Origin of the sequence: Oxynema mangrovii CENA135, assembly GCF_016632315.1 — a bacterium.
GTDB lineage: Bacteria > Cyanobacteriota > Cyanobacteriia > Cyanobacteriales > Laspinemataceae > Oxynema > Oxynema aestuarii.
In genome coordinates, this window is record NZ_JAEOXH010000001.1 from 3,098,490 (window position 1) to 3,121,431 (window position 22,942).

20 protein-coding genes are annotated in these 22,942 nt (G+C 53.3%); 7 read left to right on the forward strand and 13 right to left on the reverse strand.

The features are described from left to right. Positions 1 to 25: 25 nt before the first annotated feature. Positions 26 to 175: a hypothetical protein gene (locus tag JJD41_RS12120; RefSeq protein WP_200666204.1), complete on the reverse strand. Its 150-nt coding sequence runs from the start codon at positions 173 to 175 to the stop codon at positions 26 to 28. Positions 176 to 214: 39 nt separating this feature from the next. Between JJD41_RS12120 and topA the strand changes: the two genes are divergently transcribed. After that, positions 215 to 2,875: a type I DNA topoisomerase gene (gene topA / locus JJD41_RS12125; protein WP_200666206.1), complete on the forward strand. Its 2,661-nt coding sequence runs from the start codon at positions 215 to 217 to the stop codon at positions 2,873 to 2,875. 40 nt (positions 2,876 to 2,915) lie between these two features. Here topA and ald read toward each other — a convergent pair whose 3' ends face one another. Then, complete coding sequence (gene ald, locus JJD41_RS12130; protein ID WP_200666208.1) at positions 2,916 to 4,004, reverse strand: alanine dehydrogenase; 1,089 nt, start codon at positions 4,002 to 4,004, stop codon at positions 2,916 to 2,918. A gap of 218 nt (positions 4,005 to 4,222) precedes the next feature. Between ald and JJD41_RS12135 the strand changes: the two genes are divergently transcribed. The 5 genes from JJD41_RS12135 to JJD41_RS12155 all read left to right on the forward strand — a co-directional run bounded on the left by JJD41_RS12135 (position 4,223) and on the right by JJD41_RS12155 (position 7,720). Further along, entirely contained in the window at positions 4,223 to 4,393 is a 171-nt protein-coding gene (locus JJD41_RS12135) for a chlorophyll a/b-binding protein (protein ID WP_168571638.1), read from the forward strand. Between the two features lie 294 nt (positions 4,394 to 4,687). Then, entirely contained in the window at positions 4,688 to 4,987 is a 300-nt protein-coding gene (locus JJD41_RS12140) for a hypothetical protein (protein WP_370583797.1), read from the forward strand. A gap of 45 nt (positions 4,988 to 5,032) precedes the next feature. Beyond that, positions 5,033 to 5,533, forward strand: coding sequence for a heavy metal-responsive transcriptional regulator (locus JJD41_RS12145; protein ID WP_200667273.1), 501 nt, complete (start codon positions 5,033 to 5,035; stop codon positions 5,531 to 5,533). 16 nt (positions 5,534 to 5,549) lie between these two features. Then, positions 5,550 to 6,812 (forward strand): WD40 repeat domain-containing protein, encoded by a 1,263-nt coding sequence (locus JJD41_RS12150; RefSeq protein ID WP_234488606.1) that lies wholly within the window; start codon positions 5,550 to 5,552, stop codon positions 6,810 to 6,812. After that, complete coding sequence (locus JJD41_RS12155; protein WP_200666214.1) at positions 6,782 to 7,720, forward strand: DHH family phosphoesterase; 939 nt, start codon at positions 6,782 to 6,784, stop codon at positions 7,718 to 7,720. Before JJD41_RS12150 ends, JJD41_RS12155 begins: the two co-directional genes overlap by 31 nt. A gap of 93 nt (positions 7,721 to 7,813) precedes the next feature. On the opposite strand, the gene JJD41_RS12160 is transcribed toward JJD41_RS12155, so the two are convergent. The 7 genes from JJD41_RS12160 to JJD41_RS12190 all read right to left on the reverse strand — a co-directional run bounded on the left by JJD41_RS12160 (position 7,814) and on the right by JJD41_RS12190 (position 13,577). Further along, on the reverse strand, positions 7,814 to 8,743 hold the full coding sequence (locus tag JJD41_RS12160; protein ID WP_234488607.1) for a DUF6816 family protein: 930 nt from the start codon (positions 8,741 to 8,743) through the stop codon (positions 7,814 to 7,816). A 43-nt stretch (positions 8,744 to 8,786) separates the two neighbouring features. Further along, positions 8,787 to 9,188, reverse strand: coding sequence for a ChuX/HutX family heme-like substrate-binding protein (locus JJD41_RS12165; protein WP_200666216.1), 402 nt, complete (start codon positions 9,186 to 9,188; stop codon positions 8,787 to 8,789). 89 nt (positions 9,189 to 9,277) lie between these two features. Then, positions 9,278 to 10,231 carry a PhoH family protein gene (locus JJD41_RS12170; protein ID WP_200666218.1) on the reverse strand — a complete coding sequence of 318 codons (954 nt, stop codon included), beginning with the start codon at positions 10,229 to 10,231 and terminating at the stop codon, positions 9,278 to 9,280. A gap of 195 nt (positions 10,232 to 10,426) precedes the next feature. Beyond that, a complete protein-coding gene (locus JJD41_RS12175) occupies positions 10,427 to 10,888 on the reverse strand; it encodes a KH domain-containing protein (protein WP_200666220.1) in 462 nt (153 codons plus the stop codon). After that, positions 10,845 to 11,111: a 30S ribosomal protein S16 gene (rpsP, locus tag JJD41_RS12180; protein WP_168571632.1), complete on the reverse strand. Its 267-nt coding sequence runs from the start codon at positions 11,109 to 11,111 to the stop codon at positions 10,845 to 10,847. Before rpsP ends, JJD41_RS12175 begins: the two co-directional genes overlap by 44 nt. Before the next feature lie 423 nt (positions 11,112 to 11,534). Next, entirely contained in the window at positions 11,535 to 12,986 is a 1,452-nt protein-coding gene (ffh, locus tag JJD41_RS12185) for a signal recognition particle protein (protein ID WP_200666222.1), read from the reverse strand. A gap of 195 nt (positions 12,987 to 13,181) precedes the next feature. Then, positions 13,182 to 13,577 (reverse strand): histidine kinase, encoded by a 396-nt coding sequence (locus JJD41_RS12190; RefSeq protein ID WP_234488608.1) that lies wholly within the window; start codon positions 13,575 to 13,577, stop codon positions 13,182 to 13,184. A 153-nt stretch (positions 13,578 to 13,730) separates the two neighbouring features. On the opposite strand from JJD41_RS12190, the gene JJD41_RS12195 reads away from it, so the two are divergent. Next, positions 13,731 to 14,159, forward strand: coding sequence for a hypothetical protein (locus JJD41_RS12195; RefSeq protein WP_200666224.1), 429 nt, complete (start codon positions 13,731 to 13,733; stop codon positions 14,157 to 14,159). Between the two features lie 33 nt (positions 14,160 to 14,192). On the opposite strand, the gene JJD41_RS12200 is transcribed toward JJD41_RS12195, so the two are convergent. The 4 genes from JJD41_RS12200 to JJD41_RS12215 all read right to left on the reverse strand — a co-directional run bounded on the left by JJD41_RS12200 (position 14,193) and on the right by JJD41_RS12215 (position 22,310). After that, the gene (locus JJD41_RS12200; RefSeq protein ID WP_200666226.1) at positions 14,193 to 15,590 is read right to left on the reverse strand and encodes a glycosyltransferase family 4 protein; all 1,398 of its coding nucleotides are present in this window, start codon (positions 15,588 to 15,590) and stop codon (positions 14,193 to 14,195) included. Positions 15,591 to 15,808: 218 nt separating this feature from the next. Further along, the gene (locus JJD41_RS12205) at positions 15,809 to 18,082 is read right to left on the reverse strand and encodes a GumC family protein (protein ID WP_234488609.1); all 2,274 of its coding nucleotides are present in this window, start codon (positions 18,080 to 18,082) and stop codon (positions 15,809 to 15,811) included. 219 nt (positions 18,083 to 18,301) lie between these two features. Beyond that, positions 18,302 to 20,149: an SLBB domain-containing protein gene (locus JJD41_RS12210; RefSeq protein WP_200666230.1), complete on the reverse strand. Its 1,848-nt coding sequence runs from the start codon at positions 20,147 to 20,149 to the stop codon at positions 18,302 to 18,304. Positions 20,150 to 20,375: 226 nt separating this feature from the next. Beyond that, positions 20,376 to 22,310 (reverse strand): polysaccharide biosynthesis protein, encoded by a 1,935-nt coding sequence (locus JJD41_RS12215; protein ID WP_200666233.1) that lies wholly within the window; start codon positions 22,308 to 22,310, stop codon positions 20,376 to 20,378. Positions 22,311 to 22,942: the final 632 nt, after the last annotated feature.

Here is a 22,942-nt window from a genome sequence, read left to right on the forward strand (position 1 = left end):
TTCCCATCGCCCCCTGGCAAATCATCTATAAATAGAGATCGAACGGCGATCGCGCCGGGCGCGGGCGATCGCGATCGCCCCAACCCCCACTCCAGACGCTCTGTACTCCTACCCGCATTGCTCCGATCGGCGTTTGATTCTCCTTCGGTTCGACAGATTTCGTAACCTTTGTCAACTGACTATCTAAAGCCCAGCAGCTATTTCTAAACCTCCCATGTCAACCCTTGTGATCGTCGAATCCCCGACAAAAGCTCGCACCATTCGTAACTACCTCCCGTCTGACTACCGGGTCGAAGCGTCGATGGGTCACGTGCGCGACCTGCCCCAGTCGGCCAGCGAAATTCCCACCTCGGTCAAAGGGGAACCGTGGGCGCAATTGGGGGTCAATGTGGAGGCCAATTTTGAACCGATTTACGTGATCCCCAAAGACAAAAAGAAAGTCGTCAAAGAACTCAAAGCCGCCCTCAAAGAAAGCGATCGCCTCATTCTCGCGACGGACGAAGACCGCGAGGGAGAAAGTATTAGCTGGCACTTACTGCAAGTTCTCAAACCCAAAGTGCCGATCGAACGGATGGTCTTTCACGAAATCACGGAAGAAGCGATCCAAGCCGCCCTCGACAACTGCCGCGACCTCGACGAACAGCTCATCCGCGCTCAAGAAACCCGCCGCATCCTCGATCGCCTCGTCGGCTATACCCTCTCTCCCCTGTTGTGGAAAAAAATTGCCTGGGGCCTCTCCGCCGGACGGGTGCAGTCCGTCGCCGTGCGCCTGTTGGTCATGCGCGAACGGGAACGGCGCCGCTTCCGCCAAGGCTCTTACTGGGATCTAAAAGCCCTCTTAACCCATGCCAAACACCGTTTCGAGTCCAAACTGATCGCCCTCGACGGCAAACGACTCGCCAACGGCAGCGATTTCGACGAAACCACGGGTCAAATTGCCGCCGGACGCGATGTGGTCTTACTCGACGAAGCCACGGCGCGGGGATTGCGCGATCGCCTCGCGGGCAAACCCTGGACCGTCAGCAACATTGACGAACGTCCCCTCACCCGCAAACCCGCCGCCCCCTTTACCACCTCGACTTTGCAGCAAGAAGCCAACCGCAAGCTGCGCCTGTCGGCCCGCGACACCATGCGCATCGCCCAAAACCTCTACGAAAACGGCTACATCACCTACATGCGTACCGACTCGGTCCACCTGTCGGAACAGGCGATTACGGCGGCCCGCGCTTGCGTCGAGCAAATGTACGGCCAAGAATATCTCAGCCCCAAACCGCGCCAATATGCCACCAAGAGCAAAGGCGCCCAAGAAGCTCACGAAGCGATCCGTCCGGCGGGCAGTCATTTCCGCACCCCCCAAGAAACCGGACTGTCCGGGCGCGAGTTCCAACTCTACGAGCTGATTTGGAAGCGCACCGTCGCCTCTCAAATGGCCGATGCCCGTCAAACCTCGATCGCCGTCGATCTCACCGTCGAAAATGCCCTGTTTCGCGCCAATGGCAAGCGCATCGACTTCCCCGGCTTCCTGCGCGCTTACGTCGAAGGTTCCGACGATCCCGATGCCGCCTTGGAAGACCGCGAAGTGATTTTACCGACGATGGCGGTGGGCGATCGCCCCCAATGTGGCGAAATTGAGGCGATCTCCCACGAAACCCAACCCCCCGCTCGCTATACTGAAGCCTCCCTCGTCAAAATGCTCGAAAGCGAAGGTATCGGACGCCCCAGTACCTACGCCAGCATTATCGGCACGATCGTCGATCGCGGCTACGCCCAAATGACGGGCAATGCCTTGATCCCGACCTTCACCGCCTTCGCCGTCACCGATTTACTCGAAAACTATTTCCCCGAACTGGTGGATACTGGGTTCACCGCCCGCATGGAACAAACCCTCGACGAAATTTCGATGGGTAAAGTCGCCTGGTTACCCTACTTGCGCGAGTTCTATCTCGGCGAGTCGGGCTTGGAAACTCAGGTCAAACAACAAGAAGACAAGATCGACCCCAATGAGGCGCGCACGATCGAATTGGACAATCTCGATGTCAAAGTCCGTATCGGTCGCTACGGCGCCTATTTAGAAGCCGAAAACGGTTCGGAAACCGTCAAAGCTTCCATTCCTAAAGATCTGACCCCCTCCGACCTCGATCCCCAACAGGTCGAACTGCTGCTGCGCCAGAAAACTGAAGGCCCGGACCAACTCGGCATCGATCCGGAAACGGGCGCCCCGATCTTCGTCCTGATCGGCAGTTACGGTCCTTACGTCCAACTCGGGGAAGCGACGGAAGAGAATAAAAAACCCAAACGCGCTTCTTTACCAAAAGGCACTACCCCGGATAACGTCACCTTAGAAATGGCTCTCGGTCTGCTCTCCCTGCCTCGGGAACTGGGTTCGCATCCGGAAACGGGCGCCAAGGTTAAAGCAGGTCTGGGTCGCTTCGGTCCCTATGTGGTCCACGATCGCGGTAAGGAGGGCAAAGATTATCGTTCCTTGAAAAAAGACGATGATGTCTTGACAATTGGCCTCGAACGTGCATTAGAATTGCTCGCCGAACCGAAAAAAGGGCGCGGCAGTCGCAGCAAGAAAGCGAAGGAACCGTTACGGGAACTTGGCGCTCATCCGGAAGACGAGGCTACCGTCAATATTTACGACGGACCTTACGGGCCGTACATCAAACACGGCAAGACTAATGCCTCGATTCCAGAAGGGGAAACCGTCGAAAATATCACCCTAGAACGGGCCGTGGAATTGTTGGCGGCGAAGGCGTCGAGTGCCAAAAGTTCTCGCAAGTCGAGCAAGTCGAGTACGACGAAGAAAACGACGAAAAGCACGGGAACGAAGAAAAGCACGGGAACGAAAAAAACAAAAAGCACCAGTCAGTAAGTGAGTGCATCTCTGGAGGCGCGATCGCGCCTCGGAGTCTCTAACTACATAAGTCCGGAAACACTTCCTGGACGGCACGATGGACTAACTGATGCTTGTAAATATTGACCCCTTTCGCTAAGGCGGGATCGTCGTCGATCGCCGCGATCCCGCCGGAGGCGAGTTTCAACACGTAGGGCAAGGTGCTGTTGTTGAGGGCCTGGGTGGCAGTTGCCGGAACCGCCCCGGGCATGTTGGGAACGCCGTAGTGAACCACCCCTTCTTCGATGTAAGTCGGTTTGGTATGGGAGGTGGTTTTTAACGTTTCGATGCAACCGCCTTGATCGACGGCAACATCGACGATGACCGAACCGGGATGCATTTGTTTGACGAGGGAACGGTTGACTAAGACGGGCGCCCGCCGTCCGGGGACTAAGACGGCCCCCACGAGCAAATCCGCATGAGGGACGACGGCTTCGATTTGCATCGGTTCGCTGTAGAGCAGTTCGACGCGGGAACCAAATAGGGTTTCTAAGTAGGCGAGGCGATCGATGTTGATATCGAGGATTTGGACGCGGGCGCCCATACCGACGGCCATGCGGGCGGCTTCGGTTCCGACGATCCCGCCGCCTAAAATGACCACGGTGGCGGGTTTCACGCCGGGAACGCCGCCGAGGAGCAAACCCCGTCCGCCTTGTTGCCGTTCGAGGAAGTGGGCGCCGAATTGGATGGCCAGTCGTCCGGCAATGATGCTCATCGGGGTGAGCAGGGGCAGCCGTTTGTCCGGGAGTTCGACGGTTTCGTAGGCGATCGCGGTGACGCCGGAGGCGATCGCCCGTTCGGTCAGGGGGCGATCGGCGGCGAGATGCAAGTAGGTAAATAACAGTCGATCTTTTGCTAAAAAGTCGTATTCTGGCCCAAGCGGTTCTTTGACTTTGACGACCATTTCCCGATCCCATGCTTCTTTGGCAGAAGCGACGACGATCGCCCCGGCGTCAGCATACTCTTCATCGCTAAAGCCCGCTCCTTCTCCCGCTCCTGTTTCGACGAAGACCGCATGACCGTTTTCTTGAAGAACCCGGACGCTACTCGGACTCAAACCGACGCGAAATTCCCGATCTTTCGTTTCTTTGGGAACCCCAATTTCCATATCTGTCCTCGCTCGCTATTGTTTATTTGTTTTAGCCTGAGAAGGCGCCCGCACGCTCTCGGGGCGATACTCCTTTGGAGTCCCTAAGCGCACTAGCAAAGCCATGGCTCAGGCTATACGCGATCGCCAATTTTCGCCGACCCATTGACGCCCGAGCGCACATCCCTACAATAGAAAACGATAATAATGTAAAGAAATGTAACTCAACCGGAGACACCATGACGCAACCGCAACCTTCCACTCCTCCCAAAATCGACGAACCAAAATTCGGTTTTAACGAATATGCAGAGCGTTTAAACGGTCGGGCGGCGATGATCGGGTTTGCGATTACCCTGATCGTCGAGTACGTCACGGGTCAGGGTCTGCTCTCCTGGCTGGGTTTGACCTGATCGCCGTCGTTGGCGATGGCGGCCCTTCGGCCAAAGATGCCCGGCGGCGAACGCCCTCTCTTCAGCGCGATCGCGTAGCGTCTCCAAAGGAGAATCGCCGCCGAGTTGCGGCAACACGACGGAGCCAAACTCGAAACCCGCTACCCAAACGGAGCCGCTTCCCCTAGAATCTAAGGCAGCCGAGTTATCCTGGAAGTAAGTGGATCCCGAGACAACGTAAACTGTAAACGATCCGGAGTCTTCGGCCAACACAAAGTCTTACGATTACAAGGACCTATTGAAAGCGGACAAAGTATGATGAATGCTGCATGGCTTAGATTTTTCAAGTCAGCTTACCGTCAAGAACCCGTCACCAGTTTTGTCGTGACGGTAGGGGTAGTTGATGCAGCGATCGGTGGGGCTGATGCGAGCTTGTCGTTGTTTGGATTTGGCTTAACCCTCGCCGGACTGGCCTTGTTCTGGCGGTGGTGGCAAGCCCAACGACCCTACCCGGGACCGAGCGATCGCGTTGCCGAGCATTATTTACCTGCCAGTTCTTCTCGACCTCCATTACCCATGTTGATGTCCGATAAAAAACATCCGCCACGTCATTAACTTCGGTGCATCTGAAGTTCAGCTCTATTTTTCGCAGTGAAGCCCGTGAACGAAACTTCGGGGAAGGTCTGGCTCAAAATTGGTGAAGTTTCGACCCGTAGCGGATTGAGTATTAAAACCATTCGCTACTACGAAGATATCGGACTGCTCGATCCGATCGTCGATCGCTCCTCGTCCGGTTACCGTTTGTTCGAGACGGAAGTTTTCAATCGTCTTGCCTTTATCAAACGGGCGCAATCGTTGGGTTTGAACCTGGGTGAAATTAAGGACATCCTCGACGTTCACGATCGCGGCGAGTTGCCGTGTGGGGAAGTCAAACAGCATTTGGAAGCGAAAGTCGAGGCGATCGATCGCCAGATCGAAGCCTTGGCTACTCTGCGGGGAGAACTGCAAGGCATCCTCAACGGTTGGCAAGAACACCCCCCAGCCGACGCTAAAGCGGAAACGATTTGTCCGAATATTCAAAGGAGGGGCGGTTCGCGAACCGCCCCTCCTTCGCACCCAAATGGGGACTGTTCCCCTTCCGGCGAAGCAACATCCTTTTGACTCTATCGTGACTCGATTGCCATTTTTCCGTGATTTTGGCGCCGATCGCCGTTTCAAAAAACCCGGGGGTTCGCGGGCGCTGCTGGCGGTCGTGACCCTGAGTGCGATCCTCGCCGGAGGGGCGATCGCGTCCGTCGGGGCCGTAGATCCCACCGGGGGCGATCGCCGACAGGTCGCCATCTCGCCGGGGGCGATCGCCGCCTCCTGGCAAAGCCCCGAACGGGTGACCACCCTCGAAGGAGAATCCAACACCGTCGAATCCCTCGCCTTCAGTCCCGACGGCACGATCTTGGCGGTCGGCGGCGGTCGCAACGACCCGCGCATCGAATTGTGGAATCTGGAAAATAACAAGCGCTTTCAAACCCTCAAAGGTCATAAAAGCCGGGTGTTAGAACTCGATTTCACCCCGGACGGGCGCACCCTCGTCAGTAGCGGCGACGACGCGATCGTCAATCTTTGGAATCTCGAAACCGGGAAACTCAAACATACCTTTCTCGACCATTTCAGCAATGTTGTTTCCCTCGCCATCACCCCGGACAGCCACACTCTGGTGAGTGGGGCTTTAGACGGTCTCAAACTCTGGGATCTACTCGATCCGCAACCCCTTGACAGCGTGTGGCCCTTTCAGCCGATTTATTCCGTGGCGATTTCTCCCGACGGAACCCTCCTCGCTGTCGGAGATCGAGAAGGGGCGATCGCCTTGTGGCCCTTGCAACAAGATGGGGAAGCGATCCGCTTTTCCGAGACAATTGCTACCCCCTTTCGCCACGAAGCCGGGATTACCAGTCTCGCGTTCAGCCCCGATGGCAGGCGTTTGATCAGCGCCGGACTCGATCGCGCCATCCACGTGTGGAACTTGCAAACTGGGCAATTGGACGCCCCCAGCATCCGCACGCGATCGCCCCTGCGTTCTCTCGCCCTCAATCCCGTCGCCACGATCGCCGCAACGACCAGCCGTGAGGGGATCCAAATCTGGAATCTGACCGACGCCACCTTACTCGCCGAACTCTCGGAAGATGTCACCGGAGTCACGGCGATCGCTTGGAATCCCGACGGGGAAAGCTTGGCGACGGGAGGCTTGCAAAAAACTATCGAAATTTGGCATGGCGGCCCCCTTCCGGGCAGTGAAGTTCTCGCCACCACCGATGGAGACAACTCACTCAGGGGCGATCGCGTTGCCCTAGACACCAGAGAAAACATAGGTTTCAATAGAAATCGTCGAAGCTCTTTATTTCTTCAGTTTTTCCTATGTCTCCAACCGATGGAAAATACAGATTAGTCACTCGCAGTGACTTTGACGGTCTAGTTTGTGCCGTTTTATTAAAAGAACTCAATTTAATTGAAGATATTAAATTTGTCCATCCAAAGGATATGCAGGATGGCAAAATTGAGATAACTAACCGCGATATTACCACTAATTTACCTTACGTTGACGGGGTTTATCTGGCCTTCGACCATCACGAAAGCGAAACCCTCAGAAATGAAGAAATTAAAGAAAACTATATTATCGATCCTAAAGCCCCTTCGGCGGCACGAGTCGTCTACAACTATTACGGCGGACGAGAAACTTTTCCCAATGTCTCCTCAGAAATGATGGCGGCGGTGGATAAAGCCGATTCCGCTCAATTCGATCGCACCGACATCCTCGCCCCGAAACAATGGGTGTTGTTAAATTTTCTCATGGATGCGCGCACTGGATTGGGACGGTTTAGAAATTTCCGCATTTCTAACTATCAGTTAATGATGGAATTAATCGATTACTGCCGCAATCATAGCATCGATGAAATTTTAGAACTGCCGGACGTTCGCGAACGCTTCGATCTCTATTTTGACTACCAAGAAGAGTTTAAAGACCAAATCAGAAAATGCTCTGAGGTCTACAACGGTTTGGTGGTTCTCGATTTGAGAAATGAAGAGGTGATTTATCCGGGAAATCGGTTTATGATTTATGCGTTTTACCCGGATTGCAAGATTTCCATGCACGCGATCTGGGGCTTGAAAAAACAAAATACGGTGTTTGCGGTGGGTAAATCGATCCTCAACCGCAGTTGCGATCTCAATATCGGCAGCTTAATGCTCGAATATGGCGGCGGCGGTCATGCAAATGCGGGAACGTGTCAAATTGACAACGATCGCGCCGAAGCGGTGAAAAAAGAACTGATCGATCGCATCAGTCGTGCGTGTTGACCAAGTTGAATCTAGTTTTCCCTAACTAACATGGCGATCGCGCCGCGAACAAGAACAGACTGGGTCGGATCGCGATCGCCTGATGAAAACGGATTATTTTTTGGCGTTGTCTTCGAGGGGAAACAATTCCAATTTGTAATGGTAAAGGGCGACAGGCTGACCCCCCGCCGCGAAGAAATCCGGGTCTTGTGGGGAGAGATAAATCGCGGTCATTTGGTCGGCTTCGATCGCCGTCACCGGAGGTTGAAGTTTGCGATAATCGGTCGTCGTTTCTACTTCATTGAGATAAATGCTCGAATCGCCGCGAAAGACTTGTTGGGTAATTTCCGTGGCCATAAATTCTTCGTCGGACGGCATTTCGCTTCCTCGGGCCGTGACTACGGAAACCAGGGTGCGATTGCCACTGAGTTCGGTAATTTGACGGTTGGGATCGTCGGGATCGACTTTAACGGAAACGACTTTGCGATCGCCTAAATAAGCTTTAGCTAAGTTCAAGCCGTTAAATTCGCGATCGGCAACGATGGTCACGTCGTCGGATTCGTCAACTTGTTGGTTATTTTGAATTGAAGGCAGTGCGTTAGAACGATTGGCGGATTCTTCCGGGGAGAATTTGACCTTAAAGGTGACGGGTTTTTTGAGAAATCGTTTATTTTTCTCGAATCCTGGCGTCACAATTTCCGGGGCTAATGGCGCGTACTGTTCGAGTAAGGTACTGGTGACTTCCCACGTTCCTTCCATCCAGTTGGGATACACCAGATCGCCCTTAGCCAGTTGCAATCGCGGTTTACTTTGCCATTCGGGAAAGCGACTGACGCGATCGCCGAGAGATCCGGCTAAAGCGGGTGCAGTCGTTCCCAGCAAGGCGATCGCGATCGCGAGGACGGCGACACGCCGGAGACGTTGACACCAGGATTGGCAAAGGTCAACCCAAGCAGATGGTTGTCTGATGCGAGCGGCGATCGAGTTGGTCGGCGATTCTCCTTTGGAGACCCTACGCGAACGAAAATGCATGAATAAATGCATGAATTTTTTTCCCCTGGGCGATCGAGACGATATGGGCGAGTTCTTATTCGGCGATCGGACTCGGTTGCCAAACTTCGCCGTATTTGTCGCGCAACGCTTCCCAAGCTTCGACTTGTCCGGGTTCGTACTCGCCGGGTTTACCCCACTGCAAGAAGGCACTGAGGGCGTTGTTCTCGGCGCGATCGACGAACCGGATGGCATAGGTGGTGAAGTTGCCCCGTTTGGCTTCCCCGGTCTCGAATTTCACGGTGGCAATTTCGTCCATATTTAAGTGAAACTCGAAACCTTCGGCGTGCATGTTGGCATATTTGCCTTTCGGAAGTTCTGCATAAAACAGATTTTCGATGCGGGTACGGACTTCGAGAACTGCCGCCTGACTGGTAACGATCAAGCGCAGGGTGCCTAATTGCTGAGTTTCTTCGATGAATTCTTTGAGATTGGGCATGGGTGGGTTTGGGATTTTAGATTTTAGATTTTAGATTGCGGATGGCTGATTGCCTACTCTTGCTTTTTGCTTTTTCACTGCGAACTGCCCTAGCGATCGTACTGTTCGTAAGCCGCCACAATTTTCTGTACCAGTGGGTTGCGGACGACATCGGCTTGAGAGAGTTTGCAGAAGGCAATCCCTTCAACATTTTGCAAAATCTTCTGAGCGACAAATAAGCCGGAGTGGCGATCGGAGCCGAGGTCGGTTTGGGTGAGGTCTCCGGTGACGACCATGCGAGATTTAAAGCCCAAGCGGGTTAAGACCATTTTCATTTGGGCGGGGGTGGTGTTTTGGGCTTCGTCGAGGATGACGAAGGAGTTATTGAGGGTGCGTCCGCGCATGTAGGCGATCGGGGCCACTTCGACGATGCCGCGTTCCATCAGATTGGTAATTTTTTCGGGATCGATGATTTCGTAGAGGGCATCGTAAAGCGGACGGAGGTAGGGATTGACTTTTTGTTGTAAGTCGCCGGGTAAAAAGCCCAATTTTTCTCCGGCTTCGACGGCGGGACGGGTGAGGATGAGGCGTTCGTACTCGTTGGCGAGTAAGGCTTGAGCGGCCAAAATGGTAGCGAGGAAGGTTTTGCCCGTTCCCGCCGGACCGATGCAGAAGGTCAGGTCGTGGGTGCGGATGGATTTGATGTATTGGCGTTGGCGAAAGGTTTTGGCGCGAATTTCTTCGCCGCGACGGGTGGTCGCCAAGACATCGCGGCGCATGTCGGTGAGTTCGTCTTGACGTTCGGTGTCGATCGCGTGACGGGCCGTGAGGATATCGACGCCGGAAATCGGTTGGCCAGATTTCCAGAGGTCTTCGAGCGATCGCACCAAACGGCAGCACAAGTCTACCTGATTGGAGGTTCCGGAGATATAGAGATCTTGTCCGCGCAGGACGACCCGGGCGCCCGTTTGTTGCGAGAGTGTTTTGAGATTGGTTTCCCGATCGCCGGACAGTGCGATCGCGCTGTCGAGACTGGGCAGTTCGATGGTCGATACCGCGCTCATGCTGAGATCGTATTCACAGGCTGTTCGAGTTCCACCTTAATGCAAAAAGACGCCGAAGGGGAGAGTCAACTCCAAAACAGGCGTCTTTAACGTGAAAGAATGGGTTGAAATCTGGCAGCAAAGGGCGATCGCCGACGACCGAATCCGATCTCGAACGAGTCAATCGGATCGGTCTTCGAGGATGGCGACGAGTCCCTACTGGGGTTTCGAGGGGCGGGGGCGTTCTGGAGGGGCGGGCGATCGCCTCGACGAACTACGGCGAGAACCGGGTTTCGGGCTTCGGCGATCGCCACCGCGTCCGCCCGAAGAGGGGCGATCGGGGCTTTCACTCCCATAAATATCCAGGTAAACCGACTCTCCCGCCAGACGAGCTGTAGCGTCTAACACTTTCCGAATTGCCTGAATGTTTCGGCCTCCGCGACCGTAAACTCGGCCTTTTTCCGGATCGTCAAACGCCATTCTCAGCCAAACTTTTGACTGATTTTGCAACCGCTCGCAATCGACGCGCAACGATTCCGGGGACTCTAAAAACGGACTGACCAAAAAACGCAACAATCCCAAATAATCGGGACGATCCCCCTCCGTCGAAGGAAGGGGAGTTACGGGCTCGTCACTATTCTGAGGTCGTGTTTCCGGCACGGACTTGTTCGAAGACATTAGCTTTCGTAAGGAGGTTGCGAACGGTATCGGTCGGTTGCGCGCCTTGTTGCAATCGTTTGACGATCGCGGGGACATTGAGCCGAGTTTCGTCCGTTCTTGGATTGTAGAATCCCAATTCTTCTAGAGGTCGGCCATCGCGGCGGCTGCTGCTGTTCATGGCCACAATCCGATAGCTCACTTCGCGCTTTTTACCGTATCGCTTCAATCGCAATTTAATCATCAGAAAAGTGGGTGGAAACCCCGTCCTTCTAAGACGGCTTTACAATCCCTTGCGGGAACTGGTTTTTAACTGGCGATCGACCCAGGAACCAGTAAACCTGTATAAGTCCCTTCGCCCAACGCAACCAAGATGTCTTGGCTTGACCCAACGCCTAACCAATTAGGCTTAGAGAGAGTCCGAACTAGGGAACTATTCGGAAGTCCGTACCAGGCTGCGTCTCAATGGGCTATTCACCACTTACGTTGCTCAGATCGATCCGAACAATCCCCTTCCCTTTCAGGGCGGGGTTGGTGAATGTCGTCCGGTTGACTCCCGATCGAATAATAAGCTATTCCATGCTCTAGATCTCGGGAGGGTTGCAACTGATGCTGCAAAGCTTCTAATTTTACCATGCCTGCCCGCATCAAAAGGCGATCGCTCGGCTCAAAGTTGGCCGAACCCCTTACGCTTTTTAGACTTTTTCTTTTTCTTCTTCGGCGGACCGCCTTGGTAACCGCGCCAGCCCCTTTGAGGCATTCCGCCGCCCGGACCGCCAAACATGCCGCCCCCCGGTCCGTCCATTCCGGGCATTCCGAAAGCGCCTTGACCCATGCGCTGCATCATCGTTCGCATTCGGCTAAAATCGGTCACCAACTTGCTCACTTCTTTTTCCGAGTGACCGGATCCCCGGGCAATTCTTCGCCGCCGACTGGGAGATCGGGCGAGCAAATCGGGATTTTGCCGCTCTTCCTTGGTCATCGAATTGACGATCGATTCGGAGAGCTTGAGCTGACTTTCTCCCTTTTCGAGTTGGTCGTCGGTGAGCTTGTTCATCCCGGGAATCAACTTGAGGACGCCGCCGAGAGACCCCATGTTTTTCATCAGGCGCATTTGTTTCAAAAAGTCGTTGAAGTCGAATTGCGCCGCCATGATTTTCTCATGCATTTTTTCGGCGTCGGCGATATCGACTTCTTCGGCAGCTTTTTCGACCAAAGTCAGCACGTCGCCCATCCCGAGAATGCGCGAGGCCATGCGATCGGGATAAAACGGTTGCAGGGCTTCGACTTTTTCGCCGACCCCGACAAATTTGATCGGCGCTCCCGAAATTTTACGCACGGACAGGGCCGCCCCCCCTCGGCTGTCGCCGTCGAGTTTCGTGAGGATGGCGCCGCTAATGCCGATTTCTTCGTGAAACGTGCGGGTGAGGTTGGCGGCTTCTTGTCCCGTCATGGCGTCGATGACGAGTAAGGTGTCGTCCGGTTCGACGGTTTCTTTAATGCGCGCCAATTCGGCCATCATGTCGCGATCGATTTGCAAGCGTCCGGCGGTATCGATGATGACGGTATCGATGCCTTCGGCTTTGGCGCGTTCGATCCCCTGACGGGCGATTTCCACCGGATCGGTATCGGCGCCCAACTCGAAGACCGGGACGTTAATTTGCTTGCCCAGGGTCACGAGTTGATCGATCGCCGCCGGACGGTAAATATCGGTGGCCACCATCAGGGTGCTGCGATTTTGCTTGCGTAAATGCAGGGCGAGTTTGGCGGTGGCGGTGGTTTTCCCGGTTCCTTGCAACCCCGCCATTAAGACGACGGTGGGAGCTCGTTCGGCATGGGCGAGGGGGACGTTGCTCTCCCCCATGACGGCGACGAGTTCTTCGTGGACGATTTTGATAAATTGCTGGTCCGGTTGCACCCCGGCAATGACTTCGCTGCCGAGGGCTTTGGTTTCGACTTCGGCGATAAATTCTTTAACGACTTGGAGGTTGACGTCGGCTTCCAACAGGGCTCGACGGACTTCGCGCAGGGCTTCTTGAATGTTGGATTCGGAGATTTTATCCTGACCGCGCAGTTTCTTCCAAGCGGATTCCAAGCGTTCGGCGAGGGCGTCAAACATAAACTTACGGGTTCTAGCGAATTATCTGTAACTATTCATCTCATCAATAAGGATAACTTTTTATGGTAGGGGGACTCGAACCCGTTCCCTTGGCTTTTGTGGGGGAGGGGTGGTCGAGAGGGCGGCGATCGCTGAAATGAGGTGGTCGTGCAGAAGGCGGCGCCGTCGAAAGCGATCGCCGCCTTTTCTAAGGGTTTATTCGAGTTGCCAACCTCGATCTTCGAGTTCCCGACATCCTTGGAGTCCGAGGCTGGGATTTTCGCGATAGGCGGCTTCGGGGACGAATACCCGGACGCTGCCATCGGATTTGACGAAGTAAAGATATTCGACTTGCGGGTTGTAATCGGTGCTGACTTTGAGATTGGAGAAATCGTCTTCGCAGATTTCAAAACCAAAGCGCACGACGATCTGAGCCACTAAACACTCAGGTGTATCCTGGTATTCTCCAGCCGTCTCTCGCTCCTGGCAAAATTTTTCTAGGAAGGGCTTGAGAACCCGCCGGACTTTTTCGGGACTGCCGTTACGACTGGCATAAATAAGGGCTGGATTGTTTTCAACGACGATCTGACAGGGTATTGCCATTCTGGTCATTCCTACTCGTTCTTGTAGTGGCCGCTCCATCGGCACCCTTACCAAAATAAAGAGTTTGGGGGAAGCCTACAATACTCATTCAGGGGAATTTAACACAGATTGAATAAGGTTCTATCGTTTTGAAAGATCTATCGATAAGGAGGATGATAGCGAGTGAATGCAGCAGAACAAGCGAAAAATTTGGAGCTGACGAGCAAGATTGCGGCGGTGGTCAATTTGTTTAAGTCAGAATTTCCGGATGTGAGATCGGATTTGAAGCCGTGGACGAACGATCCGGACACGCGATCGCTGGTGGATCCGGATTCGATCGATATTGGCTTTCACTTTCCCGGTCGCAGTCGGGCGTTTCAGAGTCGCAGCATTCTACTGCAAATCCGGTTTTACGAAGATCCGGTGAGTGGGGAAACGCGGGCGATCGGCGTCGAGGCCGCAGGGTACGACCACCAGGGTCAACAGTGGCGATTTTCGACGGTGGAAAACTGGCGATTTGTCGGCGCCAGCGAACCCGCAATCGAAGTTAAGGAAAAATTAAAATATTTTTGCCGGGAGATTGTGGAATTATTCAATCGGGGGTTGGCCTGAGTTGGATGTTCGATCTCCTTTGTTTGTAGGGAACTAAAATAGTTGGCTCGGTTGTCGTTTGGCTCTAGAACAACGGGTTGGGGCGATCGCCTCGGCACTCAAAACCTCAAAATATTGGCGGGCGACGATCTCGGGGGTGAAGTTGGCTTTGAGGTACTGCCGACCGTTTTCGCCCAATCGGGCAGTTAATGCCGGGTTTTGGATGAGGCGGCGGATCCATTGTGCGAGGCGATCGCCGTCGCCGTTATCGATGGCGATGCCGCATCGGGCCTTTGCGAGAAGCTGGCGCAGGTAGGAGTGAGGTTCGCAAATGGCGGCTACGGGGCGTCCGGCGGCGAGGATCCCGTAGAGTTTGCTCGGGGCGATAATGCCTTCGAGTCCGGGGCTGATGCTGACGAGGGACAGGTCGCAGGCGGTGAGGGAGTAAGGGAGATGTTTTTTATCTTGATAGGGAAGGAAGAGGCAATTTTTTAAATCGAGTTCGCGGACGCGATCGCGGAATTCTTGGCGTTTGGCGCCTGCGCCGATGAAGACGAATTGAATGGGGTCGTTTTGCAGGTGTTCGACCGCCCTCAAGATCGTTTCGATATCGTGACAGCGCCCCATATTGCCGGAATAGAGCACGGTGAAGCGATCGACGAGATCGTGTTGGTGGGCGAACCAGTTGTCTTGTTTGTGGCGCGGGACGATCCACTTTGGATCGGCCCAGCTATGGATGACAGAGATTTTGTCTTCAATATCGGGACATTTGCGAACGACCCGATCTTTCATGGTGGAGCTCAGGACGATGACGCCTTGGGATCGTTTCCAAATTTGGCGGTTGAGAGCGTCCCAGAGTTTGACGAGCCAGTGTTTGGCGGGGACGACCCGGAGTTGGACGGCGACATCGGGATAGAGGTCGTAGAGGAGGCAAACGTAGGGAGCGCCAAAGCAAAGGTGGACGAGATACCCGATCGCCGGGAGGTAGGCGGGTTCGGTGGTCAGGAGCAAGATGTTGCCGCGATGGGCGCTTTTAATCAGATGGAGGGCGGAACGCAGGCAAAAGAGGAGTCCGTTAAAGGCGCGTCCTCGAATGCGTTGGGGCCAGATTCGGGAGGTTCGCGATCGCCGAATGTGAAGATTTTCTGACGATTCCACGGGAGGGGCGAGGGGAGTTTCAAAGGCATATCCCGGTTGTCCGGTGAAAATGCGGACGTTCATTCCTTGTTTGCCCAATTGGGCGGCCAGTTCTTGGATGAATTGCCCCGTAGCGGCGTAATCGGGGGGGTAAAATTGGGTGACGATCGAGAGGGTGGAGGATTTGGGGAGGAAGTGAGTGCGATCGCTGGTGCTGCGGGGTGTGGGTTGCTGGGGGGATGCGATCGCGGCTGGGTAGGGTGGTAGATTCTCCCGTTGGTTACACAGGAATGATTGCCAAATTTTCTGAAACATCCCGAAACTCGTCCCAAAGATAAATTTCCACTCACCTCTACAGAAAAGAGTGATTTTATCCGGAATATGTTAGGGGATTTTATCCGGAACTTGGCAACAAAAATTCTCGTCATTGTTCGATGACGAGAATAAGTTTTGAGGCTGAATTTTACGATTAAAAAAGTACGGTCAGAGAGAAATAATTCTTGTTGTATTTTGGCCGTGGATTCGATTGGGAATTAGCTAGGTTCTAGAGGAAGTGGTTCTTCTTCTTCGAGGCTTTCGCGATCGCGGTTGTAGCGATCGTAACGTTGGGAATCGTAGTAGAAGTTATTCGTCGATCCTTTAACGCCATTGCCGATCGTTCCGAGGACGTTGATATTCGATTTTTGCAGTTCTTCGATGGCGCGGGTGACGGCGGGACGTTCGGTTTCGCCGATGCTGACGACGAGGGCCAAACCGTCGGTGTTAGCGGCTAACAGGCGGGCATCGACGACCCCGAGGAGGGGTGGGGTGTCGTAAATGACTAAATCGAAGCTGGATTCCCACTGCTGCATGAGCTGCTGCATTTTGTCCGAGGAAAGCAAGCGGGTGGGGTCGGGGTTCAGGGCGCCTGCGGTGAGCAGGTAAAGGTTTTCTTCGACGGGCGATCGCGCGATCGCCTCGCTGACTTCGACATTTTTCGCCAGAATGTGGCTCAACCCCTTGCGGTTTTCGATCCCCAAGCGGGTATGAACTTGGGGCCAGCGCAAATCCGCATCGACGAGTAAGACACGCTGACCCATTGCGGCTGCGGCTTGGGCGAGGTTGACGGCGACCGTCGATTTACCTTCGGCGGGGGTAGCGGAACCGATGACGAGAGAACGGATGCTTTTGTTCGGGTTGAGAAAGCGTAAATTGGCGTGTAGGGTGCGGAAGGCTTCGGTAAAGGGGAAGTCTTTCGGATAGTAGAGTTCGCCCGCGCGATCGCGATCGGCGATCGGTAATTCTTTGGCGCTGTCACTCGCCGGAATCGTTCCCAACAAGGGAACCCGGGTGACATCTTTGAGGTCGTCGGGGTCGTGGAAGACATTATCGAGACGTTCCACGAGTAAGGCGGCGCCAAAGCCGAGCATTAAGCCTAACATCGCCCCTAAAACCAGATTTCTGAGAACTTTTGGCGAAACAGGTACTAATTCGCCCTCTTCATTTTTGGGGATTTCTGGCTTGGCGATGATTTCCCAGGGGACTTCTTTTTGCGCCGCATCCACTCTCAAGCCTTCTCGACGGGCGAGGAGTTCGTTGAGTGTGTTGCTAGCCACTTGCAATTCTCGTTGCAGATCGGTGTATTGGCGGACGATCGCGGGAAATTCGTTGAGTTGCTTTTGTAAGGCGTTGGCGGCTTGGGCGATCGCGCTGTAGCGTAACTTTGCTAACTCAAATCTATTGAACGCATCCACCATCTGCTGAGTCAATTCCAAGCGAACCGTACTTTGGAAGGGAAAACTCTCCGGTGTCACGGCGGCATTCCCGAGATTTTGTCCGAGAACCGCTTGGGCTTCTTTGCGCAATAACGGTAATAACTTGTTGCGCTGTTCTAACAGCACTTGAATTTGGGGACTTTCGGGTTTAAAGCGCGTCGATTCCGTGTAAATTTTTTGTTCTAACTCCTGTAATTTTCTCAGAAGTTCTTGATATCCCGGCGCTTCACTCAGGACCGAAAGGGCGATCGCCTCTTCCGGTTCTTGACCCAACTGTTCTCGTAAATTAACAACCAACTCTCGCCCTTGTTCTACTGCGGTTTGAGCTTCTAAAAGTTGGTCGTTGACTTTACTCATTTGCTCGGCAAGTTGTTCGCCTTGAATCTGAGGATCGATGAGATTGGTTTGCTGTCGAAATTCTTGTAATTGTTCCTGTAAGGTATCGACCCTCTGCCGTAACTGAGGCAATTGATCGTCAATAAATTGAATTCCCTGACGGATATTACTTTGACGATCTTCTAAGCTATAGCGCAGATATCCTTTCTCAACTTGGCTGAGAACAAATAGGATTTTTTCAGGGTCGGTATCTTGATAGCTAATTTCAATAATTTTAGTATTGTTATTGAGGCGATCGATGGCGAGAGGCGCTTCTTCTTTGCCGACGAGTCCTTTATAATCGATTTCCGGATAGCGAACTTGAAGCTGCTGCACGATTGGATCGATCAGCTTGGGGCTTTTGAGGACTTCAATTTGGCTGTCGTAATCCAATCCCGAACTTTCGCCTTGAAGAAATGCCGCCCCCAAACCCCCAGCCATTGAGGAAAGTTGAGAGAATTTATCCTGATCGGAAACGACGGGTTCGACTAAAATTCGGAATTGACCTTCATATTCCGGAGTTTGGTTGGCAGTCCAAAAACCAACTGCGGCAGTGACTACACCTGCAACTCCCAAAATCACCAAAGCCCGACGTCGGATGACATCAAACAGTTGTCCTAAATCGAGTTCTTCTTCGTCCGGATCCATATATTCCGGAACGTAAGGAACCGATATCATTTGCGGTGATTGACCCGATTGGAAGACAATTGGCTGAGAGTTGGGTGTCGTTTCCATCCTTACTCCTCTGTTTTGTTCGTGGATGCCTATCCTACTCTACAGGATCCCTTGGGGGGTGGATGAGGTTAAGCGATCGTTGATATTAGACTTCTAGCTGGATTGGTTGGAAGATCCCCCTAACCCCCCTTAGAAAGGGGGGCTTTTGATGATGGGGTCGGACTAGAATAAAACATTGAGGAATCTGAAAACCCCGAACGCTGAAAAGACCGGACTAAAAACCGTTCCAATTGTATCGGTTGTTTTGGCAAAACCCGATCGCCCGACAACAATCACGTCATTATTCCGTAAGGTGGGATTGGTTTCTTCATCTAATCCTTGAGCGAAATCAATGGGGATTTTTTCACGAGAAACCGTTCCATTGGGATTCAAGCGAATCAGTTCTACTTCATCTTCATCCGCCCGTCGGTTATTAAATCCACCACTGGCCAGAATCGCTTGGTTTAATGAAGAATTCGGCGCTAAAGTAACTGAACCGGGGCTAACGACTTCACCAACAATATTGACTTGAATGGTATTCGGAGAAAAACTGGCAGCAGCGACTTGGGGCGCTTCTGCTAGATCGATATTGGTTGCGGTGGGAACGACAATGGTATCCCCTTGTTGGAGGAGGGTATCTTGACTGAGATCTCCTTCTTGAAGGAGTTGCCAAAGATCGACTACGAGGATTTGTTCGGTTCCCGCTTTCGTTTGGCGGCGAACTTGAATTTGACGAATATTCGCGGAGGGGCTGATTCCTCCTGCAATTTTCAATGCTCGGGTCACGGTGGGGAGTCCGACTAACTGCCCGCCCGTTTCAGGACCTTCAAGAATTTCTCGATTGCCACTGGAACTCACATCAGACCCGGCGATGGTATAGGTTCCGGGACGGTTGACTTCGCCGACTACTGCAATGTTGAGTGGTCTTGAAAAATTGGCAGCAAAGTTAGCGCTGGCAATTTGAGCGACTTCGGCGGGGTTGGGGTTGGTTGCCGTGGGAACGACGATCGTATCTCCTTCTTGGAGGACGATATCCTGGGTGCGATCGCCTTGTAACAGTTGCCACAAATTGACCTGAATCGGCGGAATCGGTTCGTTACTGGTTTTGGGACGACGAATCACTTGAATTTGCCGGATATCTGAGGAAAGATTAATCCCCCCGGCAGTTTGTAAGGCGCGGGTGACGGTCAACAGGCTGCCATTTTCGTCTACGCGGGTGACGGTGTAGGCGCCGGGACGAGTGACTTCGCCGACGACGATGATGTTAATCGGTTGGGTCGCTTGTCCCGCCAAGCTCGTCGTTGCCAGTTGGGTTGTCGCTACAGGATCGACGGTCGTAGAGGTCGGGATAAAAATGGTGTCGCCATCGCGTAGGCTGATATCTTCTTGCAAACTGCCTTGGCTGACGAGTGTGGAGAGGTTGACAGTACAGACACTGCCTGTTTTGCGGCGCAGTTCAATTTGGGTGATGTTAGCGGCTTGAGTGATGCCTCCAGCGCGCTGAATTGCTCCCGTAATGGTGGGGATTTGGGTGGCTTCTTCACTGTCGGCGCGCCCGATAACGGACATGGTGTAGGAACCGGGACGGTTGACTTCTCCGCCGATGCCGATTTGCAGGGGACGGCGTTCGAGGAGGCTGACGGTGAGCAGTTCCGGGCGTTGCAGGAAGCGATCGTAACTTTGGGAAATCAGGGCGCCTGCCTGTTGGAGGGTCAACCCTTCGACGGTGACTTTACCGACTAAGGGGAGGTTGAGACTGCCATCGGCGAGAACTTGGAATTGGCCGTTTTCGCCGCTATATTCGGGGACGTTGAAAATATCGAGCTGTACGCGATCGCCCGATCCGAGGGTGTAAGGGGTATTGTCGCCCCTACAACTGGGATTACCTGGGTTAAAAAGATCTAATCCCGGTAATGTCTGGGTTTTAGCCGGAAGGGGGGCGGATAAAACGATGAAGCTTATCAGCCCTGGGAGTAGATAAAGGGAAGATTGGAGGATTTTATAAGTTTGGGCGATCGAGGTGTTTAACATAGGGTTCGGATCCTAGCGATCGGATCGGAGCTGGCAATAGCTAATTAAAAGATTAAAACTAAAACTAATATAGAGGTTTAATTGGGGAATGTGCTGACTGGGATTTGAGTAGAGTTAGACCGGAGGGGCGAGGGTGTTTTTGGTGTGTGTGAGGGTTCCGAACCAGTAACGGAGGGCCGAGGCAGGCGATCGTTCGCCAACTCCCGATTCCCAATAGCCCATATTTCTAGGAGTTTGACGCGGCGGCCAAACGAGACGACCTGGTTAGCTGCACGTTCGTCGGCTGATATTCCGGAATCAAGCGGCGTAATTCTTCGCGAATTCCCGCTTCATCATGGGCGTGGGCTTTCTCGATGAGCGCTTCCAAACGGGGTTGCAAGAATTCCCAATGAATTTTGGGTTCTTGGGCGCAAAAAATTTTCGGATGACGAGTGGGTTTGGCTTTGGCACTATCCACGAGCAGTTCTTCGTGTAATTTTTCCCCGGGTCGTAATCCAGTAATCTTAATTTCAATATCTTTACCCGGTACCAGACCGCTCAATTCGATCATCTGTACGGCCAGATCGTAAATGCGGACGGGTTCGCCCATATCGAGCAAAAAGATTTCGCCGCCTTGACCCATTGCCCCCGCTTGAATGACCAAGCGTGCGGCTTCGGGAATCGACATAAAATAGCGTGTCATGTCCGAATTGGTCACGGTCAGCGCTTTCCCTTCGGCAATTTGTTGGCGGAAACGCGGCACCACCGACCCACTACTATCGAGGACGTTACCAAAGCGAACGATTGAAAAGGAAGTGGGGGTGCTGGGGCGACTGGCGAGGGCTTGAATAATCAGTTCGGCGACGCGCTTGCTGGCGCCCATCACGCTAGTCGGACGAACTGCTTTATCGGTGGAAATTAAAACGAAATCGCCGACTCCGGCTTCAATGGCGCTTTTGGCGGCGGTTAACGTGCCTAAGACGTTATTGAGAATACCCGGCGCTGGGTTGGATTCTACGAGGGGGACGTGCTTGTAAGCGGCAGCATGGTAAATGGTATCGACTGCATATTGAAACAGCACGGATTGGAGGCGTAACTCGTCGGTGACCGAACCCAAGCAGCCAACTGTTTTCAGGGTGGGAAAGGCTTCTTTGAGTTCGAGATCGATGGTGTAAAGGGCAAACTCGCCAATTTCGTAGAGAATGAGGCATTTGGGCTGCTGTCGGGCAATTTGACGGCACAGTTCGGAGCCAATGGAACCGCCAGCCCCGGTGACTAAAACGGTTTTTCCTTTAATATTGTGTTCCAAGAGTTGGGGATCGGCGACCACTTCTTCGCGCCCGAGAAGGTCGGCAATATCGATATTGCGAATTTCGCTAATCGAGACTTTCCCGGAGATGATATCGCCAATACAGGGAACGGTTTTTACGGGAATCATCAAGGATTGCAAGCGATTGAAAATTTGCCGCTTTTTGACCCACCCGACGGAAGGCATCGCTAGCAATAGACTGTCTATAGAATATTGGGAAATCAGTTTGGGCAGGTCGGAGGGGGTGTAAACGGTCAGTCCGTGAATGATTTGTTTTTGGAGGGAGCGATCGTCATCGACGAAGGCCACGGGTTTGTAGGTGGGATGCTGCGCTAAGGTTTGAACGAGTTGGGATCCCGCAGCGCCCGCCCCATAGACGATGACCCGTTCTTGCTGGCTAGTTTGACGGGAAAGGGCGATGACTGTGGTGACAAACCAGCGAATGCTCAAACGGGTGCTGACGACCAATAAGAGAGTCAGGAGGGCATCGTTAATTAATACGGATCGCGGCAGTTGCAACGGCGGCAAAAAGTAAGCCAGAATGATGAAGGCGCCGGAGCTACAGATTACGGCTTTGCTGGCAGTCAGCAGAAACTCAAAGCCTGCATAGCGCAACACCGGACGATACATTCCGGTGCCTAAGAATACTAAGGGTTTGAGGAGCAAGAGTAAGGGGAGCAGCCACAGATAGCGTACGGTTTCGGCAAGGGGAAGCGGGGTGCTGAACCGCAACCCAAATGCTGCCCAAATGGCTACTAGGAATAAAAAAACATCCAGGGTCAAGAGAATGGTTTGTTTCTGTCGTCTAGAGAGGGAGACGGCAGTCCTCTGGATGAAGGAGGCGAGGGATTGAATGGGTCGGTGTTGGATCATGGGAAGGGTCTTGATTGCATCGGGCTTACTCTGCTCAGACCGGAATCCGCAGAATTTTGGAGCATTCTATCTTACTCAATAAAGAATCAGCTCCAGGAGTGAGAGTTCCCCAAGGTCTGCGGAAATGCCCTCCAGCCGGGAAAAAGCCGGAGTTTTGCAACAATTCTTTAAAAGCTTCGTAGATTATAGGCGATGGTACCCAGTTTTTGTAACCTTGCTGGTTTGGCTAAGTTGCAGGGAATTTCTGGAGCGAACCTTCCTGGAATAGGCGATCTTCGGGGGGGGGCTTATTGGGGAGAGTTAGGCGAGGCTGAGTTCGAGGTGTTGGGCGATTCGACGGAGTTATAGCATTTTTCTAAAACCTCGATCTCTCTCATTATTTTTGTTCAAATGACTGACGCTCGCTCTGTCTCACTTTCAGAAACCCGGTTTCTTGCTTTTGCTTAATCTCGGCTTTTTTTAGCTTAATCGGCGGGAAGCCCCGCACTCTACGCGAAGCTGTCGGGATGAAAGCCGAGGCGATGGAGTGGAACGGAGTCGCCAATCTGGTAAACTTGAACTGGCACGGCAGCAATGCCCTTGATGGCCAAGACTAGCGGCGGCTTTCTGTCCCGACACCAACGTACAGCCAT